The organism is Candidatus Uabimicrobium helgolandensis (assembly GCF_041508025.1).
In the GTDB taxonomy this organism is placed as follows: domain Bacteria; phylum Planctomycetota; class Uabimicrobiia; order Uabimicrobiales; family Uabimicrobiaceae; genus Uabimicrobium; species Uabimicrobium helgolandensis.
Window position 1 is genome coordinate 2,389,567 of record NZ_CP165719.1, and the last position, 21,208, is coordinate 2,410,774.

The following is a 21,208-nucleotide window of genomic DNA, read 5'->3' on the forward strand; positions in this document are numbered from 1 at the left end:
TATGTACTCAAAAATAAATGGTCCGCACGTATGGTACGCCGATGATTTGCAAAAATCAAATGAGTGGCAATTTCAATTAAACCAGGAAGAACTACGAGAAATAGACAATGCACTTAGTTGCCATGGAGATGTAAAAAATTGGAGTGAAATAACGCCACAAAATTTCCCGTTGCCACAAACCTCTCAAAAACTACTAGATATCCAAAAATACATAGAAAATGATTCAGGCTTGGCTTTACTCAAAGGTTTTCCTAGAAAAAATTACAATACCCAACAACTTAAAGCTATTTTTTGGGCAATGGCTCAATATGTCGGCACTCCTATTTCGCAAAGCGCTGACGATGAAAAGATTTTCAGTGTTCGCGATGCTGGCTTTCCAACAGGACATCCTAAATCACGAGGGCCAAATACCAAAAACAAGTTGAGTTTCCATACCGATCGTTGCGATGTTATTTCTTTTTTTTGCGTTGAAAAAGCTAAGTCAGGTGGAGAGAATTTAATTGTTAGTTCACCAGCTATTCACAATGAAATTCTTGAAAAACATTCTCACTTACTCCCTATTCTCTACGACACTTTTTACAACAAAAGACACAATGTTGATGCAGGTAATAGTAAACCATTTTGTCAGCTTCCCATATTTAGCCAACACGACGGACATTTTGCTGCAAATATAATGCGCGTTTTGATATTTCGCGCTTGCGAAATTCCCGAAGTACCTGATTTGTCTCCTCTTCAGAAAGAAGCCCTCGAAATACTCGAAAAAATAGCACATGATCCAAGAATGTATATTCGTTTTACCCAAGAACCCGGTGATATTTTATTTGTTAACAATTTTATTACTTTTCACTCGCGCACAGAATTTGAAGACCACGAAGCCCTTGAAAAGAAGCGTCATCTACTGCGGATTTGGTTAGCAGTTCCCAATAGCAGAGCACTTTCTCCTCTTTTTACTCCTAACTACGGCAATACAAATGCTGGAGCTGTTCGCGGTGGTATGAAACCGCATCTTTATAGACCACAAACTTAAAACACATAAACATGATAAATCATTTTAGGCTGTTTTCCTGCCTAGCGATTAAAACGAATATGCGCAATTAAGTGAGTCGCAAAAAATCATCAGGTAAATCGCGCCAAAGTATTTCTGCTCTAGAGAAAGATAATAGCGGTAAATAGTCTATTATCTTTCTCTGCAATTTAGCCTACATCCTTCTTTACCTATTAACAATGGTTGACTTAAAAAACAAGTCATTAAAAGCATTGTTTTTTCTCCTCTTGCCATTTTAATTATTATCTGGAAAATCCACCGTTTTGAAATGTATCTCGAAATCTTTTAGTGGAAATCCTTCTTCACTTCTAAACGCACCCCAAAGTACCATTTGATAATCTTTATTAGCTTGTAATGCCATTTCTATATTAACAGACATTCTATCTTCAGAGTAAGTTACATTTTTAATATTTGGAAATGCACTCTCTCCTTTTTGTCCGTAATTAAAACCTGATCCTCTCATTTTTTTATTAAAATATATTTGCAAAATTTTTGTATTGGGAACTACTAGTTGACTTCCGTTTTTAAAAGGTTTTAGTTGGAGTATCTTTGGTCGCTTCTTATCAAAATTAGCCTCTATATTGGAGAAATTGGAAGATACTTTACTAAAGAATATCACGAGTTCAGGTATGAAAGATTCTAATGTAGGATATTTTTTCCTGTTTTGATCATATCTTTCAAGTTCTGCAATTAATTCTTCGGTCCATAAAAAACCAATGGCAAGTTCATGATTTAATCTTTCTTTAACATAATCTTCATCAAAGCTATGGTCTTTTAGATACTTTATAACGCATGCACGTACTAACGTTTCAAAGTACATTGTTCTCCAATTTCCATAACCTATTCGTTCCATCATGTTTTTAACATGTTTAAATATAACCTTTCCACTTTTTTCCAACGCATCTTGATGTTGAATAATAGTTGGATTCACAAAAGAGTGATTGAATTCATGTAGTAAGGTTGGAAAATATTCATCAAATTTATATTTAGGCATTCCGGAATCATCGACCTTCCAAACTCCGGTAATTGCATAGATTATCTCTTTCTCCTTTTCAAGTTTAACATGCGGTCCATAATTTCCACTTCCGTTACCTAACCCATTTACAATGGTAAATTTTGCTTTAGGAGCTGTGCCATAAAAACTAGAATACCAGTTTAAATCTAGTTTTTTATAAACACGACTGTATCGTTCCGACGCAAGTTTATACATTACTTCATTTTTACTAAAAAAAACTTGGCAATTTGCTTGTTCATAGAAATCGTTAAGTAAATCAACAAATTTTAGCATATCGCTTTTGTTCCATCTCTTATCGATAGTTTCTTCAGAGAATGGAAGCAACTTAATTTGTGGCGGATTACTTATCCTTACAGCCATACTCATAACGGCATCGAAAGACACTCCTTTTTTCCTTAATTCATTCTTAGTAAAAGAAATTAGTTCGTGATTTTTATATTTAGAAAAATGTTTTTCAATTTTTTCTACATATTTAGGAAACAATTTAGAACTGTATTCTGAGCTACCAGCCAATCTAAAAACAATACCCAACAATTCGACACGTTTGTCAACTTTAGGGGGTTGTAAAATTGTTTTTTCTTGTGCAGCTAATTCAAAATTAGCTAGCATAAATATTATTGTTAATACTAAAAAAATACTTTTTGGTGTAAACATTTATAACTCCGAAATATATGGTTAAGAAACTTTACATATGATACACGACGTGCTTATTTGTAATAGGTTTAGAAAACAATATTTTTACAATGAGGTATTTAAGTCATAAAAATATTAAAAAAAAATGCAACTTTTTCATTAGCCATTCTCTCTAAGAATATAAATGTTCGTTTCACTTTAATAAAGGAGATTCAATGAAATCCTTATGGGCTATGTGTACTTTGTGTATGGTCAGCGTTGCATACTTGTGGGCGATAAACGACGACACTTTTACTGAAGAAAAACAACAAATTGTCCCTACAACGCAGGACGATTGTGGATGTTCTCCACAACCACAAATAGAAACATGTGTAACAGGATGTGCCGCTATTCCCGATACGACACCTGCACTTACCAAAAAAGATTTTTTGCGCAACTTGCACTTATTCGCTAACGAACCTCTTTCTTCAAAAAGTTTAGCACTAGAGACACTTCTTTTCTACGGCGAAGTAACCCAAAATTGGCTACCTGAAACATCCGTTCTTGACAAAGAACACTTACAGTTTTTACAGCGTGAATTGCAAAAAACGCATGTCGAAATTCAGTTGCGCGTTGTTGACGAAAAAGGAATTGTGCGCATCGAATTGGAACCTACTGTTGTAAAAATAGGTGATAAATATCACCAGCATGTTCACAAAACACAAGAAATCCAGTCACTTGAAATTAGCGGTACCATAAAGCGTGTTGGTCTTTATCATTTATGGAGTCGTTTCTGACTTAACGGCTTCCACTTTGTGGCAGGACCATGGTTCATGGTTCTTGAAAGTAAAAACTCATGGCATAATGTCGACACAATATGGCTTAGTAACGGAAAAACGAATTCCATGGGACGAATTGAATTTAAGTGCCAATTTGTAAATAAAAAGGAGTTGTGTTATGAAGAAAATTAAACTTGTTTTGTTGTTACTTTCACTGGTGTTATTACATGCCGACCCATGTGGAATGGTACCTCCTATATCTGCGGGCAATGGTTTAACTATTAAGCGTATTGGTGTGCAAAAAACTTATGTATTTTATAAGAACGGCATAGAAACAATTGTTATTCGTCCAGGTTTTTCTGGAAAAGTGGATGAATTTGGAATGTTAATACCTTTTCCTAGCCCTCCTTCTTTGCGAAAAGTCCCCGATGATACGTTTGCGCACATTGCGGCTTCGATAGATCCTCCGGAGGTGGTTTTAGATTTATCTCCACGTAAATACAAGGTACTTCGTAAAAGCTCTATGAGAGAAAGAAGCTCTTTAACGGTTAATACACCTAATAGTAGTGTGAGAATAATAAAGCAAGAGGCTGTAGGCATGTACGAAGTGACAGTTCTTGAAGCAGGGAGTGCTACTGCTCTTAAAAAATGGATGGATGAACACGGATACCGCTACCCAAATGGTATGGATAAAGTTTGTAATGATTACATCAAACTAAAGTGGTGTTTTGTCGCTGTAAAAACTAGAGTAGGAGAACAACAAGGTGTTGCTCCTCGACCTGGAATGCGTAAAGTAAATTCAAAACTAACACCTGGTTCTAGCTTTGATGGTCATGTACAAGGAATGGGATTTCGCTTTTACACAAAAGAAATGGTTGTTCCCATGCGTCTTTCTACTTTCAACGGAAACGATTATCACAACATCGTCTATATCTTAGCAGACAAACCTTTAAAAATTTTCCCTATCAACAGTCGCCTTATAAAAAGACAAATTTCAGGAGAAGAACTGTATAAAAACTTAACTGAGCTTCTTCCTCTACGAGTAATAGGCGACGCGGATAACGACTACGCTCAACAACGGATAGCCGCTTTGAAAAATAAACGCAATCCTGTTCCTAAAAATGGTTTGGCGGCAGAGTTATACGCCTCTGACTTACTTGCAGCGAGCAATAATAAACTTTCGCATAAACATGAAGAAAATGAGAAGGTATTACTCAATATCAGTGAAAATCTATCACTGCGAGGAAAAAACATTGATAAACTCCACAGTGACTTTACTTCAAAAGAGCAAAAAAAGATTGTTGAATTAGCATTGCAAAAGATAAAAACAATGACTCTCACTGTCGTTGACGGAAATTTTCCTAAAAAAGCTATTGCCCACCATAATTTGACTTTTCGCGAATATAGTATGCCTTCTCACCGAAACAAACCCGATCAGTCTAAGAAACGCGGACAGCTTTATATTCCAGCAACCAAAAACACTATAAAAAAATCGAGTATATTCCATATATGGACTTTATTAGGAGGTTTACTTTTGTTTGTACTCTACAAAAAACTACCGCGAGCAGCACTATGTTTGCTATTTGTTTATATTAGTATTATTCCTACGCAAATATACGCAGAGAGTAACGATCGTGTTTATGAACTAGTTCAAAAATTAGATAGCCCGCAACATTCTACCTCTGCATTAAACAAACTAGTGAATCTAGGGCAAAAAGCTGTTCCGCATTTACTTGGAGAAGCTGTCGAAGGTAGTAATATTGCACGACGTGGTTGGGCTATTGTCGGTTTATCGCGTATAGGTGGCGGCACAATTGATGCACATTTTCAAAATATACACCAAAATACAAGCCAGCCGATGTTAGTACGCACTTGGGCTCTTGCTGGCCGCATACAAATGACCCAATCGCTAGATGAGCTCGTAAATATAGCATCACTAATGAGTCAATTCCCAGCAATTAATCGACCAATCTCTCAAAGAATTACAATACTATTAGAACGTGAAAATAAAATTTCCGCAGAAAGTCTACTTAGTATTGTTTCTCGTATTCCCAATCTAAGAAGCGTACTTCATTCTACGATTGTCGGTTTGGGAGCAGAAAATCTAGCGCAAGTTATGGCCACCGCAAAAGATCAACAAGTACGTCGCTTAGCAACTGGATATATTGGAAGTATGGCACAAAGTGACAATAAAGTTCCTTACAAAGTTGCAAAGGTATATAGTTTTTCAAAAGACGCAACGCAAGTACCTTGGGCAAATGGGCCACTTTTTGTTCCTGGTTTACGTTGGGATCACGAATCAGCGCAAACACTTGTCGGAAATTTAATTTCATGGCATCTATGGTGCGAAAGAATGGAAAAAAAGCAAGAACAACGTCAAATACACAATAACATTCGTAGTTTACAATTAGCAAGAGCAGGAGGATATCAAAGCCCTGGGTGGTCAGAGATAGGGACAGATAAATGGTTGCTTATTTGGGGAAAGACCGTAGGCAAAAAAGAATTATTGCGTATGTTAAAAGAACAAGGTGTTCATCAACAACAACGTTATCTACAAATACTGGCTCAAGTACCTAATAAATAGAGATAAGGAGTCTTTAGATGAAACAATTACTTTTATTAATAGTTTTTAGTTTTTCATTACTGTGGAGCGATCCATGTGGTATGGTTCCACCTATATATAGCGGTGAAGGCAAGGCTATAACTCGCATTGGCTTACAAAAAACCTATGTTTTTTACAAGGATGGAGTGGAAACCATTGTCATTCGCCCAGGTTTTTCAGGAAAAGTAGACGAATTTGGTATGCTTATCCCTTTTCCCAAACCCCCTGCTTTACGCAAAGTTCCCGATAATATTTTTACGCAAATTGCTGCCGCTATTGATCCACCAGAAGTAGTACATGAACTCTATGATTATGAAGAGGAGATGTTGTACGAATCAAGTGCTGATGACTCATTTAGTGGTGCCACTGAGATACCTTTAAAATACGATACAGTAAAGGTTCTTAAAGAGGAGGCTGTTGGAATGTATGAAGTTGCCGTACTTGCAGCAGGTAGTGCACGTGCACTCAACCGCTGGATGGAAACTCATGGCTACCAATATCCAAAAGGTATGGACAAAGCGTGTAACGATTATATCAAGATGCGCTGGTGTTTTGTGGCAGTGAAAACGCGCGTTGGACAAAAAAAAGGTGTTGCACCGCGGCCAGGTATGCGCGATGTAGACTCTAAACTTCCTCAAGGAGCTAATTTCAACGGAAATGTTCAAGGGATGGGATTTCGTTTCTTTGTAGATAAACCCATTGTACCAATGCGTTTGTCTACTTTTAATGAAGGAAGTTTGCGAAACATAGTCTATATACTCACTGAAAAATCTTGTCGCATTGACTCAATACCGAGTAAACACGTTGTACGTCAAATACCAGGAGAACAATTATATAAAAATGTTACACAATTGTTGCCGTTAAGAGTGATTGGTGGACAACCTCATGAAATAAGCCAAGGAGAGTGGGATAGTCTAGTGGCTCAACGTGATCCTAAGCCTCATAATGGTATGGCGAGTGAATTGTTTGCTTCTGATCTCCTAGCTGCCAAAATAAGAAAATTGTCTCATGAACATGAAGAAACAGAAAAAATGCTTCTCCGTGTTGGCGAAGCCTTGGATTTGCGTGGAGAAGAAATAGATGCGCTTAACATTGCCGAAATAGAAAAAGAACGTTTGTCTGTTATTGATCGTGGTTTAAGTGATCTGAAGTCTATGACAATGACAGTTGTTGATGGTGATTTCCCTCGCGAGATACTTGCTAATGAAAACTTAACATTTTCGGCATATGCAATGAAGAGTAATCTCAATAATGACAAGCATTATAACGCTAGGTCTCACAGCGCAAATTCTATTATTTGGGGAAATGAAGGAACTTTATATTATGGAGCAGAACGTCCAACAAAAAGTTCTGGTATTGTCGGGTCTTGGTGGTTATTGGTAATTTCGCTATTCTTATTAACCATATATTCTTACAAAACTAAATCAATAAGATGTTGAGTTATTGGTAGATAAGTTCACGCTCATATTGGTAAACATTATCATTGATATAAACCAATGAGCGTGAATTTTTACGCGATTTTAACAAGAGTATAATTTTATAATGCCGTTAGTTTGCGCATTCCACTTTTCCGCGTACAATTGCCGGAAATTTTGAAGTCTCGAAAGAAAAATTGCGCACATTACACCGATAAAATGAGATCACATTCGTCGAAAGAATTTTTGCATCAGGATTATACTGCGTGGCCAATCCTACGTGCGGTATAAGTGTCGAAGAGAAGCCATTACAACGATCGTATTGGTTTCCGATATAACCACTGCACATAGTACGACTTATAATAATACGTAGCGGTTGAATATAATCGTATTTGACTTGCGTACGGCCAGGAAATCGAATAACGTAACCAAGTTTATCTGTTTTTCCTCGTTTGTATTTATACATGTAACATTCAAAGTTGATGTTGACAAATTTTGGCCTACGTGCTGTATCTGCCGCAAGAGAAATAATACAGAACGATCCACCGCGTTCGGTAATTTTTTGGGAAGTTGCCACTGTTTTTAAAGCTGTACTAAGTGAAACTGGTTTATCTTTTTGAGAAAAGACTTGCGCGCGTGTTTCTAAATCACTGCCAACAAGTTCTATCTCCCATTTTCGTGCAATCGGCTCATTTCCCAACTCTGCAAAAACGCCATTTTCAGTAACAATAGAATAACTTAAGTCGATGTTTTTCTTTGAAGAGTTGACAGCGCTAAAAATCTGCTGATCGCGATCATAACCTACCAATGTGACCATCGTGCAGTTTAGAATTTTTTGTTCTACGCCTGGAAGATTAATGTATATTTGAATATGATAGCCATTAACCAAAAGCGCTTCAATAAAACGTTCATTATCTAATGCATATAAACTATATGCACTCTCCTCTATTTTCTCTGCATCTATGTTGCGATAGACAGGAAAGGAATTTTCGACATTCTTACTAGTTTTATTAAAAACAAAATAAGGAATGTTTGTATTTTCTTTTTCTATGTGAGATTCAAATTTCTCAAGAATAGAAGTAACTTTTTCTTTACTTGGCATTACTTGGCAACGTACTTGAATAGGCAGTAACGTTTCGGCAGATAAAAACACCAATGAAAAAAAGCATAAATATAAATATTTCATTCTGACCTCCGTTAAATATCAGAGTAATTTTGTATGATATTTAAATATGTTAGCAAAAAAAAGAACTGATGTATAGTGTTATGGGAGGTTGTCATCAATTTAAAAATTCACAAGCGCAATCTGTTTGCAATTTAAGCTAAACTTCAAAAGAAAATAAACTTTTCGCAAATTCCTCTACTGCTTCTCTTTCAGGGTCATTTTTATCAAATGAGAGAGAGACATTATTGTCTATAGCAATTGGAATTAATTGAAAATAAATTACTTTTCCTAAAGAATATTTTGCATTGTCTTGCGCATATTTTGGATCAGAGCAACAAAAAATGAGTTTATTGAAAATAACAGGTTTGTTGTCGTTTAGATGTGTGTATACAATTGCTTGTACTTTGAAGTGGTTGGCGATTTCGACTAATTTTTCATATTGTTGTGTTTGGTAACAAAAATTCTTATAGTCTTCAACACCATATTTTAATAAATCTTTATCTTCTTGTTTTTGTAAAAGCCGCCAAAGATATTCGAAATGTTCCTGGGCTTTTTCATTGTTTTTTAAAGCCCAGTAACTCATCCCAATATTATTGTAAAGCTGTGCGCGCAAAACATTATCCTCGACGTTTTCAAAAACGAGGATGTTTAACGCTTTTTTTGCTGATTCAATACAATTTTGGTAGTCCTCTGTGTCAAATTGTTTTCCGCTAATATGAGTTAAAACTTCGCAAACTCCCATATCAAAAGGACCAAGTTGCGCTTCTACCACTTCGAGAAGTTTTTGGAACTTCTGCAATGCTTCTTGTGGATTTTCAATACTTTGCGCTTCAGTGTATAGTTGTTCTATCAGCATTAGTTATTCTTTACTTTTCTTGCTTTTTTTTCGGTTTATTTTTGTTTTTTAAACGAAATTTTCCAAAACTGCCTGCAGCAACTTTACCGCGACGTGTTCTTCTATCACCACGACCCATAGTTTATTCCCTAAAAATATAAAATTAAATCCAAACAACATTGTGTTTGTACGCATAAGAATTTAATAAGATATGCCAACGAAGCTCTTTTGTCAATTATTTTTTACAACTACTTTGTTATAAAGATACAAATTTTTCACTTCTTCAGAATTAAGAACGCGATCAAATATGTACAATTCGTCCATTTTTCCTATAAATTTTTCTGTTGAATTGGAAGAACCTCCAATAAACAAATCGTCATACGACGCGGGTAATGTACTACGAAAAAGAATGCTGTTTTTCCATTTGCCATTTAAATAGAACTTTGCCTTGCCTCCATTGTATGTAACGGTAAACATATACCACTCTTTTTGAGGTAAAACAAATTGCGTGGGTACTATTGAATACGGTGTGGGAAAACATAACGTAAGATCCGGAATTTGGTTGTCAAATATTAGTTCGTAAGATGGATTCCTGTTAATCGAAAGTTTACTCAAGACAGGTAAAGGGTGAGTTATTTTTTTATGATAAAACCATGACGAAAATGTAAACTTTTGTCGAAAATTTATTCTTGGATTATCTGGAATAGATAAATGACTTTTGCCATCAAATTGAGCGCACTTACCTTTTTTACCTGTAGCTAAAATAACATTTTTATTAGTAATTTTATTATTAGAATTAGAGTGGTCGTTGAAGTCTTTATTAAATGGAAGATACAGAACCGGAGGATATGTTATTTTTTTTTGTTTGATCGGCGTCACGATTATTTTGTCAAGGCCAAAACGATAACTCTTCGCCTTATCATTACGACCTACACAAGAAACAAAAAAGGAATTTTTTCCTTTTCTAAGCTGGTATTCTCCAATATCTTTTATAGCTATCGAAAAACCTTTTTTTTCACGGTATAGATCAAATTCTGGAGCACGACTTCCATTTATAATAACATTGAATTTGCCATAATGCATATTTAATGTTAAGTGTAGCTTGATTTGATATCGTCCGGTTTCTTGCACAAAAAATTTAAATTCTCTGCTTTTACGATTCACGCTGTTTTTCCACAAGCACTGTTTACCATTGCTCCAACCTCCCCAGTGATTCATATCTTTTATGAACCTTTTAGCCATGGAAAAATGCTCAGCTTCAATTGAATTTTCTTCAATTTCCGTAACTTGGTGTTTTTGCAGAAAGTGTGATAATGACTTTATTTGCATATTTAAATTAGATGGAATGTAGATTTTTTCATCACAAATCACTGGTGTGTACAAAGTTGTTATTTTTTTCTTTCCATAATATAATCTATACTGTAGAATTTTTTCACCGCCAATACTATCAATAGCGTAGAGAAAACCATTCCTCGCAGGAGCAAATATTAGGTTTTGGTTTTCTATTTCTACTAGAATAAGAGAAGATTGTACGGGAACTTCTAATATTGTTTGCCATTTAATATTGCCCTTTTGATTGTCAAATGCGTAGATTTCTGAATGAATATTTCCTCCTCTCGCTTTAGCGATAACAGACCAATAAACTAAGCCTTTATATACTAAAGCCGATCCGTAAAACTTTCTTTCTCTAATCGTTTTTTTAAGGGAAGAAGTCCATAATGTTTTTCCTTGTAAATCGAGAGCATGGGCTTGTGTGGAAGAATGATAAAAAATTCTTTTGTTTGTAACATTTGGAGTTGAATGCACTTTAGCAGATATTTGCCAAAGAATATTGCCATTCTCTTTGTTCAACGCATACATTTTTTGACTATCACCAATGTATAGTTTTTCGCCAAAAATAGTAGGTGATGTTAACTGTTGTCCTGATACTTCCCATTTTTTCTCTCCTGTGCTCATCGCAAATGCATAGCACTTTAGACCATCACTAACATATATAAGGCCGTTAGAAAAAATAGGGGCATCTACCAACGATTCTTTAGACAATTTTACCTTCCAATTAACAATAATATTGTCATTCTCTACATTCAAACAATAGAAAGACCCTGCTTTTGTACCGAAATACAAAAGATTATCAACAACAAAAGGAGTAGAACACATCTGAGAATCAAGATTCAGTAACCAACTAGATTTCGATTTTTTAAAGGTAACGAGCTCATAGTCTTTATTTTTACGACGGTAACAAGTGTACAAAGTTTTATTAAATATGCCCACAGGGGAACAAATATTCCCTTCTTCCCTATCATCTATCAGTTTATTAGATTTTTGGGCTTTGTAGATATTGTTGCGTCCTATAACACTCGGTGATTTTTTCGAGTAAATAGCTACCGCCTTATAGATCGTAGTCCATTTTTTATCATACCACAATTTTATTACGATATCATTTGTACCATACGCTAATAAAACTCGTTCTTTGATTATTTGTAATGACTCTCTTGGCGATATAGATACAGTTTCTTTATTGTTAACCCACAAGCTTACAGAGGTTTTCCGCTTTATTTCCAAATCAATATGAAAAGATGGTTTGTCAACTTCAATAATCTGGTGACCAAATTTTTGAGGTTTTAAAACTTTGACAAAGGTGCGTAACTGCGAAATACTTTGCGGCGCAACAAATTTAGTATAAAGAAACCACCCTCCAAGTAAAACATTACAAAGAATAAACAACATTACAACACTTCTTTTTAATTGTGTTATACGTCTTTGCTTATGCGCCAGAACATTTTTGCCTTCTAAAAAATTTTCTAAATCTTGCGCAAATTCCGTAGCGCTTTGATAACGATCTTTTTTATCCTTTGCCATGGCCTTTAGACAAATGTTTTGTAGTTGTTGAGGAATGCGTTTTGATGGCGGAAATTTGATTTGCTCCTGAGTTAATTGAAATATAACACTTATTGAGGAGCCTCCTGCAAATGGCGCTTTACCCGCCAATAAATAAAAGAGTACTGCGCCAATTGAGTAAACATCACTACAATGATCAATATCAGCATTGCGACCAAGAGCTTGCTCTGGCGGCATATACTGAACTGTACCAATAATGGCGCCTGTTTTTGAAAGTTTCTTATCATCGTAATTTATTTTTGCGAGCCCAAAATCCATTACAATAGGTGTATTATTAAGAATCATGATATTCGAAGGTTTTAAATCGCGATGGACAATACCTTTGTCATGAGCATACTGCATCGCTTTGCAAACTTCAATAATCACTGACACTGCTCTTCGGAAAGAAAAACGTTTCTCTGCTAACGTTTGCCCTTCAATATAATCCATAGTGAAATATGGACAACCATTTTCGTGAACTCCCAAATCAATGATGTTTAAAATATTAGGATGTTTTAGCGAAGCCATAACTCTTGCTTCTCGTAAAAAACGCTGTTCGCCATTTTGATCGTTGTTTAAAGAGATTGTTTTTAAAGCGACTATACGCTGCAGCTTCATATCCTGCACTTTGTAAACAGAACCCATTCCGCCTTGGCCGATTTTTTCGAGTACTTGATAGCGATCTGTGCTTAAACCGAATTGGGAAGATTGTAACTCTTTTAAAATAATAGTTATTTGTGCAAGAGTTATAAAACCTTGTTTGTGTAAATAATCTTGGACGGTCATTTGCTGAGGATTATTTTGTAAATATGCGAAACACTGATTTAGAATTTCGCGCGTTATAAACCCTTTTTCTAGCACTGCTTTTGCAAAAAACTTATCTTTTTCAAGCATCCTATCAGCCTTTATTTAATAACCTAAAATAATATTTTATTTTGTTAAAGTTATCTTACATAAAATATTTTAAGTGTACTAGTTTAAAAAATCAGATAGTTAAAGTTGTTGAAAAAAATGGCTAAAAGAAAATTTTTTACACAATAAAAATGCATTTGTAACGTTTTATACTGCAAATCAATAAAATATATACGAGTGAAAAATGAGTGAACAAAAAATTATTTATGATTTACAACAACAAAAACATAGTGCTATTGATGTTCTTATAGATATGTATCATGAGAGAATTTTCCAATTTCTATGGAAATATATTGGAAATTTCCATGATACAGAAGATCTTGTACAAGAAACGTTTTTGCGTGTAATAAAAAATATTCATCGTTATGAAGACCGTGAAATTTTTTCAGCTTGGATTTATAAAATTGCAAGTAATGCGGCAAAGGACTATCTACGCAAAAAAAAACGTACCCAACAAAGACTCCAAAATTTGTCGTTGCCGAAATTAAGTAGCAAAAATCCGTGCCAAGAAGCTGCGAAACGCGAGATTCACAATCACGTTCTGAGATCTGTGCAGGAACTACCTCTTGATCAACGCGAGGTTTTTTTAATGCGCGAAGAAGCGGGATTGACATTCAAAGAGATTTCTCAAATATTGGATATCTCCATAAACACAGCTTTAGGACGTATGCATTACGCAGTAGAAAAGCTACGTAAAAAACTAGAAGGAATTGTATGAACGAATGCCAGCAAATATATCTATATTTTTATGGTGAATTAAAAACACCGGAAAAATTTTCCAAACATTTACAGAGTTGCTCATTTTGCCAAAACCAACTTGCTTTTTTGCAAAAAATGTCAAAGGCTATGGATTTTGAAAAAGTACAAAATTCAGAGATAACCAAAATTAAGTTCAAACAGCGATTTTCATCTCCATATAACAAAAGTAACAAGCAATTATTCGTAGCAGCGGTCATTATTTTATGCAGTTTTATTGCTATATTACCATTTAATTATTCGCAACAAAGCGCTGTAAAATACAGTGATAACATTGATAAAGATATCTCTGAACTTCGCCACAAAATAAAGAACCTTTCACAACGCAAATTTTCTAAACATTTTCATAATAAATCATTAACTAAAATAAAAAATAAGATCGCTAAACTAAAAACAAGTAAAATTTGGTAGTAACTAGGTTTTTAGATACAGATCAATTATTTCCTCAAGGAGATTATTATGTTTAAGTATTTTATTCTGTCTACACTATTCTTCTCTCTTTGTTTTGTACTTTGCGATGACGAAGATCATATTGAAGAATTTAGTGAAGAAATCCGCGAATTAATAGAACATATCGAAGATACCGATGATGTAGACGAACATTGGCATCACGAAATACGCGAGAAAGCAAAACATCTTCAACACGAGTTACAAGAAATGCTACACGAAGCATTTCGCGAAAAACTACAAGATGTAGTTGAAAATCTTGGAGATCGTTTAGAAGAGGAAAATGAAGAAGAAGAAAAAGATGAAATTCGCGAAAAAATAGAAAAAATCCGTAGTTTTATAAATCAAAATAGGCATAAAGAGTTAAAAGAATTTATCAACAAATACATTCCAGAAATGAATGAAGTTTTGAATAGGTTAAAAAGAGAAGATCATGAAGAGTACGCTGAAACTATCGAAGGTTTACACGACGATATGCGTGAGCTAAGTGAACTTAAGGAAGAAAATATTGAGATGTTTCATCTTGCGGTGAAACACCAACGTTACACAATAAAAAGTGAATTGCTTGCTGCAAAGTATAGAGAAAACCAAAATAACGAAACGAAGAAACAACTATTAGAAGTTCTCAATGTAATTTTCGATGCAAGAATTGAAATGAATAAACGCGAAATGCAAGCGTTGGCAGAAGAATTGAAAGAAGTAAAGGAAAGACTTCATAAAAAAGTAATGAACAAAAAGCAAATTATCATTCATCGCTTTGATGATTTGGTAGGTAAAACAGAGTTTGATTGGTAAAATTTATTGCTAGAAATAAAACACTGTTTACATTAAAAAATAAGCAGTGTTTTATATTAGGACCTGCCATCAATAACCGAACAGCTGTGATTTCTTTTTTAAGAAAACTTAAAATATTCGGTTACTAGGGCGTGTCATCATTCAAAATATTGTGTGTTTTTTCGAGCCCGAGCCCGTTTGCGAGCCCGTTTCCGAAACTTTCACTAACAATTTATCAAAGAAGCAAAGTTTCTTTTTCCATCGCAAAAAACTAGTATTGAACCAATAAATCACTTTCTGTCGCTCTCAAAAATTTTTCGGGCGCGGGCTCAATACTACTGGCGTATCATTAAATGAATCCGTTATATTTTTATCTGTATTGAATGATGACACGCCCTACTACAATAGTTATTAATATCTAATTGATGATACTCCCTATTTTCCGTCAGGAGTATAAAGACGATAAAAAATTTGCGCTTTTACCCACCACGGTTGAGCAGCGTTTTTCTTTACTTTACAACGCAAAACAAATTGAACCAACCCTCCTGCTTTATTAATCATCGCAGGATTGCGTGAAAAGCAGTAAACATCTCCCGATACAACGTTATCACTGTAACCGTCTCCCTTACCACCTACTGTGTAGCGAGTCATATGACAGCCTGTTGCACTTTGTTGACTAATATAAATCGTTACAACTCGTTCACCTAAAGTGTTGTAGTGACCTCCTGTAAATTGAATCATTTGGTCAAACTGTGTTTCTCCACTCCAGCCATTTATTTTAATAGGTGAAGATTGTGATACATTTTGCAAGAAAATACGTCCAGACATAATACCGCTTTGTTTTAAAGCATTTGCAATGGAAGTAGCTTTTACTGTAGAACTTTCTAAGATCTTTGCATTATCATCAACGCTAATGACTTGCCAATTTTGCTCAGGATTCTCACATACCACACTTGCGTACTGAATATCAAAATTGTCGTAACCCATCTTCTGTTCTTGGCCATCAATTCCTTTAACAAAAAATATTTTTTTGGAACGATTGTAGCCAATTATTGTATACTCCGCACCTTTATTACTTTCGTGGACATACGCCTGTAAATGGTATCCTTTTGCCAAAAGCGCTTCTAAAAAGCGAATATTGCTGGTGCTGCAAAAAGAAGAAAATTTCCCGCTAAAACTCGTGCGATCGTCGTTGTAAATCCCAGGAAACGTTTTTTGAGAAACGCGAGCACTGTAACTGTATATTTCATTTTCTTCGTTACTATTGTGTTCATAAGTAATGTAGCTCGTCTCTCCTAGGTGCTCTTGCCACGTAGCTATTTCAGGAAAATCTTTAACACTAAAATGAACTTGTGGAAGAGGATCACTTATAACAAAAGACAATATGAAGCTAATAATAAAATAAACTCTGATCATAAACACTCCTTAATTAATTGTGGATCACCACAACCCACCGTTTACTATTATCTAATTGTTATTTCATAGTTGCAAGTTTTTTTCAGAGTAATAAATATTCTACCTACAATTTAAATCGAAATGATCAGCTTAGTTCTGGGTTGTCCTAATCGATAACATCTCTATTTAAAAAATACATTGTTTTCGCAACAACCAATAGGAGAACCTGGTGGTATTGTTAATTTCCCCGTTGGTCTACTATCCTTATATCTTATGCGGTTAATAGCAAAAAAAATCGTTGACATTGGTATATCTATATTGATTGATTCCTCTTCTAAGTACGCCAAAAGATCTTGCAATTTGCCTTGAGTAATCGCCAGTACTTGCGGAGGCATATCGCGGTTTACTGCCAGATTGATTAACGCTGTTAATGTGGCGTCGTTTATGGATTCTTGCACTGCGGCTTTGTAGCTATCTTTTGGAAATTCAGCGTACCATGTTTTTCTTAAAATACGATCGATTAAATACCCTAGAGATGGGAGCGAAGAATCGCGGGAGTTAAATTCAACTAGGCGCGATATTCGTTGCGGGTTTAATAATAATTGTAATGTAAACTCAGTAGCTGCTTCAGCGGGAGCAATAGGGTCAAAAGTTACTCCTGTACGTCCAGGAAATAATTCTTTTGTACTTGGCAGTCCTGCAGGGCGCGGAGGGATTAGTTTGACAATTCTTTTTGGAATTGTTAGAGCATCTACATTTATAGTTTCTAGAATAGTATCTATTGCTTCTTTTTGCTTTTCGCTGTCTATAAATTCGGTAATTATTTGTTTGTCTTCACGTACGGTGTAGGTGTAATTTAGTCCAGCAACTAGTTTGGCTGTTGCCTGTGTTTGGTAACGATGAAAAAAGTAGATTGGCACGAGAATGTCTTCTAATTTAGCAAAGGGAGTGCCTTGAGGAATACTATTCACACCAAATTTTTTCAGTGCTAGGCGACGAACTCTTAATACGTGCTCAAGTTCTGTTATTGCATATTTGCCATTGTCCCATAAGTGGGCATACGGATGGGCACTACCAGGAGAATTAGAGTCCTTATCAGAAATGAACGTTAGCCCTTTTTCGCGCGCTATTTGTAGGATGTTTTGTAGTTGTTTTTGTTCTTCTTTTACAAAATCAGAATAGCCGTAAGCAATAGCGGTTTTATCCCAGTCTCCTACTCCTACCGCGTAAGCTTCACTAAGATCAAAGATTCCTTCATCAGTTATTTTGATTTTAGGATGAGGATAGTCCATAACAGAAGCGCGATTATTGGTACTTGCTGCAAAATTGTGGCGTAAACCGAGAGTATGACCTACTTCGTGAGCAGCCAGTTGACGCAGTCTTGCCAAAGAAAGTTTTAGCATTGGATTATTGTCTGCGTTAATTTTAGATTTAAAAGGAGAGAGTAGTCCTTGTGCAATTAGATAATCTTGACGAATTCGCGAAGAACCAAGAACTATGTGTGCTTTAATTATTTCTCCTGTACGCGGATCAACAACGGAAGGTCCATAAGACCAGCCGCGCGTAGAGCGGTGTACCCACTGGATAACATTATAACGTATATCTTGAGGATCAACATTGTCAGGCAAGGTTTTTACGATAAAAGCGTTTTTATATCCTGCGCTGGTAAATGCGTCGTTCCACCAGCTAGCGCCTTCAATTATTGCTGATTTTATTGGTTCAGGAATACCGTTGTCAACATAATAGATAAGTGGTTGTTGTGGTTCGCTAACTGTTTTATTGGGAAATTTTTTTGTTAGGCGATGACGACGAATAAGATAATTATTCATATCTTGATGTGGTTTTGCGCTGTAGTTAACAAAACCCACAGTGAAAAATCCTGCTCGTATATCATTTTTTCGCAGTTGATATTTACTATTTGGTAGTTGCACAAAAGAATGATGTTGCCTTACGGTAATTGCTGTTGGTGTTGGAGTAACTGATTTTACCCAATCTCCAGGATTTTTACCGCTAAAGGTCAACAATGCTTCTATTTCAGTATTTCGAGAGAAACTCTTACAACGCGAAAGATACATTGCGCTTCGGTTTTTATCAAGCGTATATGTTCCTTGTTTTGATTTTTGTAATTGACCAATTACATCGTGAGCATCGCGGAGAAAAAATTTGCTCGCATCGACAAGTACACGAGAATTTTCGCGGGCAATAATAGAAAAGCCTGCTAAAACTGATTGTGCAAAAGCTTCTTCAACAGAGCGTCGTTCTTCTTTATTATCAGTGATCGCTCGATATTTTAAATTTGGCTCAACCAAAAGTACCTTTCCACCTATTTTTTTAAAAACAACAACACGGCTTTTGCCAAATTGTCCGCGATCAAGACCTATATCATTAGAACCAATTCCTGTAGTTAAATAATTCACGTAAAGAAATTGTTTGTCGAATTCTTTGATTTCTAAAAGAAACTCGCCACTATCTTCTCCCCAGTAAAAATCGAAGAAACCACTATGTTTATCCATATTTTTGGTGTAATCTGAAATAGAAACTTTTTGTGCGTACAAATTGGGATATAAACAGCAACACAAAACTAGTAAAAATATTATACTTTTCATGAGATTGTCCTAGTAAATAATGAAGAAATGTTATTAAGATGAAGAAATAAAAAAAGTCTGGCTCTAAGGCAAACATTTCTCTTCTTCATCTTCTTTCCATTCTGTAGAAACTAATTGAGATTTTAGCACACTTAGGAAAGGAATAAATATTCCTAATACTATCCACATTAGTGAATTGGAATCTTCATCTTCCTCGCGATTTTCCCAATAAAGAATTAGGCTGGTTGCAACTATTGTCAAAACAATCATAAGCATTCCGAGAATAAATATAATAATGTGAATACTTAGTGTTATGTTTCTGATTGTTACTAAAAAAGATATGTTGGTAATTTCTAGTAAGATACCAATACCCAGAAATATAAAACCCCAGGTTATAATTGTAGTAGCAAACTTCATATCAGCAGTCCACTTAGTCAAGCTGATCTTTCATGTTCGCAAGTTGCTGCTCCATTTCCGCTATTTTCCGGCGCCGTGTATGTCCGTATTCGCGCTGTTCCATTTCTTTGAGCATAATAGCCTTTACAATTTCGGGCTCTGGAACACCATAAAGGGAGTAAAAACTTGGTGCGCGTGGAATGGTAACACTTCTTCCACCGCCAATTGAAACGCTCATTGTTGGTCCTAGTGGAAGCTTTCCTTCGATTCCCATTGATGCAAAAGCATGATCGCTGCCTGTTCCCATACCTGAGGCTGATATTGGAATAATTGTTCCAAATTTAAAAATACGTCCTAATACACCTTGCTGAATAATCATATCATCAACTTTGCTGTACATAGTGTCGCGCTCTTTTATTCCTACAAAGCCAAAGTGAGCCAAAATACGTCTGTTAGTTAGGTAATATTTGTGTCCTTTACGATAAGCATTACTTGCGCACAGTCCGATAAAGCCTACTAACATTAATATATGATTGGCGAGTTCTTTTGAAGCAAAAAGCTGCTCAGAGGAAATAGGAACTGGAAAGTATTTGTATATAAAAACAGAGATTAAATGCAAATAGTAAGAACTATGAAGAAAGTCTTGTATAGCCGCTGCTATTTGTTGGTGATAGTGTGTTGATATGCCTCCAGTAATAATAAGCAAAAAAGCTAGTCCCAACCACGACCAATTAATGCGATAAAATGACAAGATGAGTGATGGTAATAATAAACAGCCTGCCCACACACTAAAAAAAAGCTGTGTTGCAAACTTCTCTCCTAGAGGGAGATAATAAATCCATTCCTCAATATGCTCGCGCATAGCGATAAAAGCAACTCCCATACATACAATGTACAACCAATTCAAATAGAGGTTTAACATTGACAATGGATGAGGGCAAGTTACTTTTAGTATTTTTTCATTTTCTAACAGTGAAATAGACATAGTATTTTCCAATAAAGTAATCGGGTGTGTTCATGAAAATAGCCCTTGTAGTTAAGAGTAATAGGGCGCAGCAACACGCTCTAACAAACTCCTAGCTAAATACAAGGGCTGTCTAGATTAGGAAGTATTCCTAAAACAATACTTTATTTATGAATTGCGATCTTTAATACGTGCTATATTCTTAACGTTTTCTAGAGCTACATTACGAATATCTTTTAAATAACCTTCATTAAATTCATCATCATCAGGATCTATTTGTCTTGCTAGAACTTGCGCGTCTTTAAAATCTTTTTGTATATCTAGAGCTGCTTGCAAACTATATTTTTCAATAGAACGCGCTAAATCAGTTAGTAGCCGAGTTTCTAAATCCATTAGACTTTTTGTAGAATGGAGCTTTAAACGGTCTATTTCGCGATCTGCTTTTACATCTATAAGACGCAAAACATAGTCCTGAGCTTTTTTACTAACTTCAACTCTGTACTTCTTCTTGTTTTTCCAGGGAATTTCTTTTTCTCCCTTAGATATTTGTCGGCCTAAGCTTTCAAAAAAGTCTCTTTCAGAGAGAGAAATGTCTTTGCCAGTACATTGGATCGATAAATTACTACTCATAGCC

Annotated in this window: 17 protein-coding genes; 7 read left to right on the plus strand and 10 right to left on the minus strand. The window is 35.4% G+C overall.

What is annotated here, in order from left to right; genetic code table 11:
• Position 1 precedes the first annotated feature (1 nt).
• Positions 2–1,027 (plus strand): TauD/TfdA family dioxygenase, encoded by a 1,026-nt coding sequence (locus UABHE_RS08755; protein WP_372369869.1) that lies wholly within the window; start codon positions 2–4, stop codon positions 1,025–1,027.
• A 253-nt stretch (positions 1,028–1,280) separates the two neighbouring features.
• Here the strand turns inward: UABHE_RS08755 and UABHE_RS08760 are convergent, their stop codons facing one another.
• Positions 1,281–2,714 carry a DUF4932 domain-containing protein gene (locus UABHE_RS08760; protein WP_372369870.1) on the minus strand — a complete coding sequence of 478 codons (1,434 nt, stop codon included), beginning with the start codon at positions 2,712–2,714 and terminating at the stop codon, positions 1,281–1,283.
• Between the two features lie 194 nt (positions 2,715–2,908).
• On the opposite strand from UABHE_RS08760, the gene UABHE_RS08765 reads away from it, so the two are divergent.
• The 3 genes from UABHE_RS08765 (at position 2,909) to UABHE_RS08775 (ending at position 7,492) form a co-directional block, all read left to right on the plus strand.
• The gene (locus UABHE_RS08765; protein WP_372369871.1) at positions 2,909–3,469 is read left to right on the plus strand and encodes a hypothetical protein; all 561 of its coding nucleotides are present in this window, start codon (positions 2,909–2,911) and stop codon (positions 3,467–3,469) included.
• Between the two features lie 160 nt (positions 3,470–3,629).
• Positions 3,630–6,035 (plus strand): DUF2330 domain-containing protein, encoded by a 2,406-nt coding sequence (locus tag UABHE_RS08770; RefSeq protein WP_372369872.1) that lies wholly within the window; start codon positions 3,630–3,632, stop codon positions 6,033–6,035.
• Positions 6,036–6,052: 17 nt separating this feature from the next.
• On the plus strand, positions 6,053–7,492 hold the full coding sequence (locus UABHE_RS08775; protein ID WP_372369873.1) for a DUF2330 domain-containing protein: 1,440 nt from the start codon (positions 6,053–6,055) through the stop codon (positions 7,490–7,492).
• Between the two features lie 109 nt (positions 7,493–7,601).
• On the opposite strand, the gene UABHE_RS08780 is transcribed toward UABHE_RS08775, so the two are convergent.
• The 4 genes from UABHE_RS08780 to UABHE_RS08795 form a co-directional block, all read right to left on the minus strand.
• Positions 7,602–8,654, minus strand: coding sequence for a hypothetical protein (locus UABHE_RS08780; RefSeq protein WP_372369874.1), 1,053 nt, complete (start codon positions 8,652–8,654; stop codon positions 7,602–7,604).
• A 136-nt stretch (positions 8,655–8,790) separates the two neighbouring features.
• On the minus strand, positions 8,791–9,489 hold the full coding sequence (locus tag UABHE_RS08785; RefSeq protein ID WP_372369875.1) for a tetratricopeptide repeat protein: 699 nt from the start codon (positions 9,487–9,489) through the stop codon (positions 8,791–8,793).
• 10 nt (positions 9,490–9,499) lie between these two features.
• Entirely contained in the window at positions 9,500–9,607 is a 108-nt protein-coding gene (locus UABHE_RS08790) for a 30S ribosomal protein THX (protein WP_372369876.1), read from the minus strand.
• A 92-nt stretch (positions 9,608–9,699) separates the two neighbouring features.
• The gene (locus tag UABHE_RS08795; protein WP_372369877.1) at positions 9,700–13,239 is read right to left on the minus strand and encodes a protein kinase; all 3,540 of its coding nucleotides are present in this window, start codon (positions 13,237–13,239) and stop codon (positions 9,700–9,702) included.
• Between the two features lie 202 nt (positions 13,240–13,441).
• On the opposite strand from UABHE_RS08795, the gene UABHE_RS08800 reads away from it, so the two are divergent.
• The 3 genes from UABHE_RS08800 to UABHE_RS08810 are packed head-to-tail and all read left to right on the plus strand — an operon-like array spanning position 13,442 to position 15,255.
• Entirely contained in the window at positions 13,442–13,975 is a 534-nt protein-coding gene (locus UABHE_RS08800; RefSeq protein ID WP_372369878.1) for an RNA polymerase sigma factor, read from the plus strand.
• Entirely contained in the window at positions 13,972–14,424 is a 453-nt protein-coding gene (locus UABHE_RS08805) for a hypothetical protein (protein ID WP_372369879.1), read from the plus strand. Before UABHE_RS08800 ends, UABHE_RS08805 begins: the two co-directional genes overlap by 4 nt.
• Positions 14,425–14,472: 48 nt before the next feature.
• Entirely contained in the window at positions 14,473–15,255 is a 783-nt protein-coding gene (locus UABHE_RS08810; protein ID WP_372369880.1) for a hypothetical protein, read from the plus strand.
• A gap of 414 nt (positions 15,256–15,669) precedes the next feature.
• Here UABHE_RS08810 and UABHE_RS08815 read toward each other — a convergent pair whose 3' ends face one another.
• The 5 genes from UABHE_RS08815 to UABHE_RS08835 form a co-directional block, all read right to left on the minus strand.
• Positions 15,670–16,650: a hypothetical protein gene (locus UABHE_RS08815; RefSeq protein WP_372369881.1), complete on the minus strand. Its 981-nt coding sequence runs from the start codon at positions 16,648–16,650 to the stop codon at positions 15,670–15,672.
• A gap of 161 nt (positions 16,651–16,811) precedes the next feature.
• A complete protein-coding gene (locus tag UABHE_RS08820) occupies positions 16,812–19,235 on the minus strand; it encodes a zinc-dependent metalloprotease (protein ID WP_372369882.1) in 2,424 nt (807 codons plus the stop codon).
• 63 nt (positions 19,236–19,298) lie between these two features.
• Positions 19,299–19,631 carry a hypothetical protein gene (locus UABHE_RS08825; RefSeq protein ID WP_372369883.1) on the minus strand — a complete coding sequence of 111 codons (333 nt, stop codon included), beginning with the start codon at positions 19,629–19,631 and terminating at the stop codon, positions 19,299–19,301.
• Positions 19,632–19,644: 13 nt separating this feature from the next.
• Positions 19,645–20,595: a PH domain-containing protein gene (locus tag UABHE_RS08830; RefSeq protein WP_372369884.1), complete on the minus strand. Its 951-nt coding sequence runs from the start codon at positions 20,593–20,595 to the stop codon at positions 19,645–19,647.
• A 147-nt stretch (positions 20,596–20,742) separates the two neighbouring features.
• Positions 20,743–21,204 carry a hypothetical protein gene (locus tag UABHE_RS08835; protein ID WP_372369885.1) on the minus strand — a complete coding sequence of 154 codons (462 nt, stop codon included), beginning with the start codon at positions 21,202–21,204 and terminating at the stop codon, positions 20,743–20,745.
• Positions 21,205–21,208: the final 4 nt, after the last annotated feature.

Coding starts and splice junctions, on each gene's coding strand:
- UABHE_RS08810 (WP_372369880.1), top strand. CDS start 14,473: ATGTTTAAGTATTTTATTCTGTCTACACTATTCTTCTCTCTTTGTTTT.
- UABHE_RS08780 (WP_372369874.1), bottom strand. CDS start 8,654: ATGAAATATTTATATTTATGCTTTTTTTCATTGGTGTTTTTATCTGCC.
- UABHE_RS08790 (WP_372369876.1), bottom strand. CDS start 9,607: ATGGGTCGTGGTGATAGAAGAACACGTCGCGGTAAAGTTGCTGCAGGC.
- UABHE_RS08795 (WP_372369877.1), bottom strand. CDS start 13,239: ATGCTTGAAAAAGATAAGTTTTTTGCAAAAGCAGTGCTAGAAAAAGGG.
- UABHE_RS08820 (WP_372369882.1), bottom strand. CDS start 19,235: ATGAAAAGTATAATATTTTTACTAGTTTTGTGTTGCTGTTTATATCCC.
- UABHE_RS08785 (WP_372369875.1), bottom strand. CDS start 9,489: ATGCTGATAGAACAACTATACACTGAAGCGCAAAGTATTGAAAATCCA.
- UABHE_RS08755 (WP_372369869.1), top strand. CDS start 2: ATGTACTCAAAAATAAATGGTCCGCACGTATGGTACGCCGATGATTTG.
- UABHE_RS08835 (WP_372369885.1), bottom strand. CDS start 21,204: ATGAGTAGTAATTTATCGATCCAATGTACTGGCAAAGACATTTCTCTC.
- UABHE_RS08825 (WP_372369883.1), bottom strand. CDS start 19,631: ATGAAGTTTGCTACTACAATTATAACCTGGGGTTTTATATTTCTGGGT.
- UABHE_RS08770 (WP_372369872.1), top strand. CDS start 3,630: ATGAAGAAAATTAAACTTGTTTTGTTGTTACTTTCACTGGTGTTATTA.
- UABHE_RS08815 (WP_372369881.1), bottom strand. CDS start 16,650: ATGATCAGAGTTTATTTTATTATTAGCTTCATATTGTCTTTTGTTATA.
- UABHE_RS08775 (WP_372369873.1), top strand. CDS start 6,053: ATGAAACAATTACTTTTATTAATAGTTTTTAGTTTTTCATTACTGTGG.
- UABHE_RS08765 (WP_372369871.1), top strand. CDS start 2,909: ATGAAATCCTTATGGGCTATGTGTACTTTGTGTATGGTCAGCGTTGCA.
- UABHE_RS08830 (WP_372369884.1), bottom strand. CDS start 20,595: ATGTCTATTTCACTGTTAGAAAATGAAAAAATACTAAAAGTAACTTGC.
- UABHE_RS08800 (WP_372369878.1), top strand. CDS start 13,442: ATGAGTGAACAAAAAATTATTTATGATTTACAACAACAAAAACATAGT.
- UABHE_RS08760 (WP_372369870.1), bottom strand. CDS start 2,714: ATGTTTACACCAAAAAGTATTTTTTTAGTATTAACAATAATATTTATG.
- UABHE_RS08805 (WP_372369879.1), top strand. CDS start 13,972: ATGAACGAATGCCAGCAAATATATCTATATTTTTATGGTGAATTAAAA.